The organism is Streptomyces sp. NPDC005899 (assembly GCF_040629645.1).
Lineage (GTDB): Bacteria > Actinomycetota > Actinomycetes > Streptomycetales > Streptomycetaceae > Streptomyces.
Genome location: NZ_JBEXWB010000534.1, coordinates 1 through 3004, shown reverse-complemented (window position 1 = coordinate 3004; position 3004 = coordinate 1). Strand labels below are relative to the sequence as shown.

The 3004-nt window shown below is 73.8% G+C and carries 3 protein-coding genes and 2 pseudogenes; 2 read left to right on the top strand and 3 right to left on the bottom strand.

Annotated elements, in window-relative coordinates; genetic code table 11:
* The 3 genes and pseudogenes from ABZ371_RS31040 to pcaH form a co-directional block, all read right to left on the bottom strand.
* A pseudogene (locus ABZ371_RS31040) lies at positions 1–137 on the bottom strand (3-carboxy-cis,cis-muconate cycloisomerase); the annotation flags it as partial.
* Positions 137–703, bottom strand: a complete 567-nt coding sequence (pcaG, locus tag ABZ371_RS31035) for a protocatechuate 3,4-dioxygenase subunit alpha (RefSeq protein ID WP_358685935.1) — start codon at positions 701–703, stop codon at positions 137–139. The pseudogene ABZ371_RS31040 and the gene pcaG, both read right to left, overlap by 1 nt.
* Positions 703–1416 carry a protocatechuate 3,4-dioxygenase subunit beta gene (gene pcaH, locus ABZ371_RS31030; protein ID WP_358685938.1) on the bottom strand — a complete coding sequence of 238 codons (714 nt, stop codon included), beginning with the start codon at positions 1414–1416 and terminating at the stop codon, positions 703–705. Before pcaH ends, pcaG begins: the two co-directional genes overlap by 1 nt.
* Before the next feature lie 303 nt (positions 1417–1719).
* Between pcaH and ABZ371_RS31025 the strand changes: the two genes are divergently transcribed.
* Positions 1720–2184 carry a MarR family transcriptional regulator gene (locus ABZ371_RS31025; RefSeq protein ID WP_358685933.1) on the top strand — a complete coding sequence of 155 codons (465 nt, stop codon included), beginning with the start codon at positions 1720–1722 and terminating at the stop codon, positions 2182–2184.
* Between the two features lie 202 nt (positions 2185–2386).
* A pseudogene (locus tag ABZ371_RS31020) lies at positions 2387–3004 on the top strand (FUSC family protein); the annotation flags it as partial.

The window sequence follows — 3004 nt, the reverse complement described above, 5'->3', positions numbered from 1 at the left end:
CCGCAGGCCGACTGGGCCCGTGCCAGCGCCGCCTCGGCGTCCAGCATGGCCTGGAGGAAGGCGCGGTCGCCGGTCGCGGTCTCGGCGGGGGAGCCGGCCCGCCCGGGGGCGAGGAGGCCGGCGTCGTTCTCGGTCATCAGCTGAACTCCAGGAAGACCGTCTCGCCGTCGCCCTGGAGGCGGATGTCGAAGCGGTAGGTGCGGGGGTCCGTGCGTGCGGCGACCAGCGTGGTGCGCCGCCCGGCGTCCAGCGACTCCAGCAGCGGGTCCCCGGGGGCGAGGGCGAGCAGGTCCGGGAGGTACATGCGGGTGCGGAGGTGATGGACCAGGCCGCGGGCGAAGACGGCGGCGCACAGGTAGGGGACTCCGCCCGGCGGCAGCGTCCGCACCGCCCAGTGCCCGTCCGCGTCCGTCGCCACCCGCCCGAACCCGGTGAAGGCCACGCCGTCGCGCCCGGCGATCCGCCCCGTCGCCGGGTCGCGGCGCAGCGAGCCCGGGCGTCCGGTGCGCGACCCGCCGGGTGCGGGTTGCCACGTCTCGACGAGGGCGTCGGGCACCGGCTCCCCCCGGCCGTCGAACACGTGGCCGTGCACGGTGACCGTGCCCGGATGGCCGGCGGGGGCGACGTCACCGCCCCCGGGAAAGGGCAGGGCGTGCCCGTAGAAGGGGCCCACGGTCTGGGAGGGGGTGGGGGCGAGGGACATCAGGCGTCGCCTTCCTCGGTCCAGGTGGCGCCCGGCCCGTCCAGGACGATGTCCCAGCGGTAGCCGAGCGACCACTCGGGGACGGACAGGTCGTGGTCGTAGGCCGAGACGAGCCGCGCGCGGGCCGCGGGGTCCGCGACGGAGCGGAGCACCGGGTCGTGGGGGAGGAGGGGATCGCCGGGGAAGTACATCTGGGTGACGAGCCGCTGGCTGAACGACGTCCCGAACAACGAGAAGTGGATGTGTGCGGGGCGCCACGCGTTGGTGTGGTTGCGCCAGGGGTAGGCGCCCGGCTTCACCGTGGTGAAGGCGTAACCGCCGTCGTCGTCGGTGAGGCACCGTCCGAAGCCGGTGAAGTTCGGGTCGAGCGGGGCCGGGTGGCGGTCGAGCTGGTGGGCGTACCGCCCGGAGGCGTTCGCCTGCCAGATCTCGACCAGCTGTCCCCGCACCGGCCGCCCGGCGCGGTCCAGCACCCGGCCGTTGACGGTGATGCGCTCACCGAGCGGCTCCCCGTGGTGCTGTGCGGTGAGGTCGCGGTCCGGCTCGGACACGTCGGTGGCACCGAAGGCCGGTCCGGACAGCTCGACCGCGTCCGGGTCGCGGGCGGGTATCGGCGACCTGTGCGGATGACGGAAGTGGCTGCTGCGGTACGGGGGGTAGTCGCGCGGCGGGTGGTGTGCGCCGGGCGGCGCGGCGGCCTGGGCCCTGGCCATCTCGACGTCGATCTGCTGCTGGCTCAGCCCGTCGGGGAGTGGGTATGCGGTCATGTCACGGCTCCGGAGGAGAGGCAGGGCGGCTCGGCCGGTCAGGCACGGTCGCGACGCGGACGCCGCGCCGCGTCCCGTTCCGGACGCGCTGGACGCCCGGGCGGGCGGGACGACGCCTTATGCTCAGTGCACTGAGTAAATGTCGGTGCCGGTGAAACTAGTCAGGTTGTGACCTTGTGGTCAAGGCCCTCAGTGCACTGCGTATTCTTGAGCGGCTCGCACTTCTGTGGACACGGAGAGGACGGTGCCGTGCAGGCGGTCGACCTGAGTACCCACCCCGGACACCTGGCCCGGCGGCTCCAGCAGGCGCACCACCTGCTCTGGAACACGATGGTCTCGGAGGAGATCACCTCACCGCAGTTCGCCGTCCTCAACGCGCTGGCCGCCGGGCCCGGCCTCGACCAGCGGACGGTGGGGGAGCGCGTCGGTCTCGACCGGTCCACCGTGGCCGAGGTGGTCACCCGCCTCCTGCGCCGGGAGCTGCTGGACAAGGCGCGCGACCCGCACGACGGGCGCCGCTCCCTGCTGCACCTCACCGACGAGGGCGCCCGTCTCCACCGGAAGCTCGCCCTGCGCACGGTCCGGATGAACCAGGTCTTCCTGGGGCCGCTCACCTCCGAGGAGCAGGGAGCGCTCCTGGCACTGATGCGCAGGGTGTCGGAGGCCGCCGAGACCCTGCGAGCACCCGAGGAGGCGCGCGCAACCGCGCCGTGACGGCGCCCTGCGGTGCCTTCCCGCGCGGTGGTGCGGGCACCGTGGCGCGGGGGTGCGGGCATCGTGCGTGCTCGGGGGTGTGAACGGGCGCCCGCGCGAGAGGGCGCTTGGACGTCCGCCGCGCACCCGCCCCTGCCCGCACCCGCCGCGGACCCTCCCGAGGCGTATCGTTTACTGGTGTAATACCTGTTAATCTACTGGGGTGAGTGACACAGCGACACGACCCCGGAAGCCATCCCTCCACAAGCTGCCGGTGACCGGGGCCCTCAGGCTCAAGAGCCCCGTCGAGACCTGGTACAAGCCGGCGCTGAGCGTGGTCGTGGCCTCCGGCGTGCCCAACCTGCTGCTGCACTCGACGGACCGCCTGGACCTCGTGATGTACACGATGGCCGGGTCGCTCTGCGCCCTCTACGGGCACAACCTCCCCTACGCCCGCCGTGCCCACACCGTCCTGCGGGTGGTCCTCGGCATGGTCGCCGGCCTCGCCGTCTCCCTGACCGCCGCCGCCGTCACCGACTCGACCGCCGTGCTGATCGCCGTGGGGGCCCTGCTCGCGGCCGTCCAGAAGACCTTCTGCGACGCCACCCGCATCGGCCCGCCCGGCAACGTCATCTTCACCTTCGTCACCTCGGCCGCGCTCTTCGTCCCGCAGGAGCCCGCGCAGATCCCCGGACACCTCGCCCTGGCACTCGCCGCGGGCGCCTTCGCCTGGCTGATCACCGTCGGTCCGGCCCTGCGGCGCAGGGAGGGTCCCGAACGACGCGCCACCGCCCGCGCGCTCGACGCCGCCGCCGCGTGCGCGGCGGATCCCGGCCCCCGG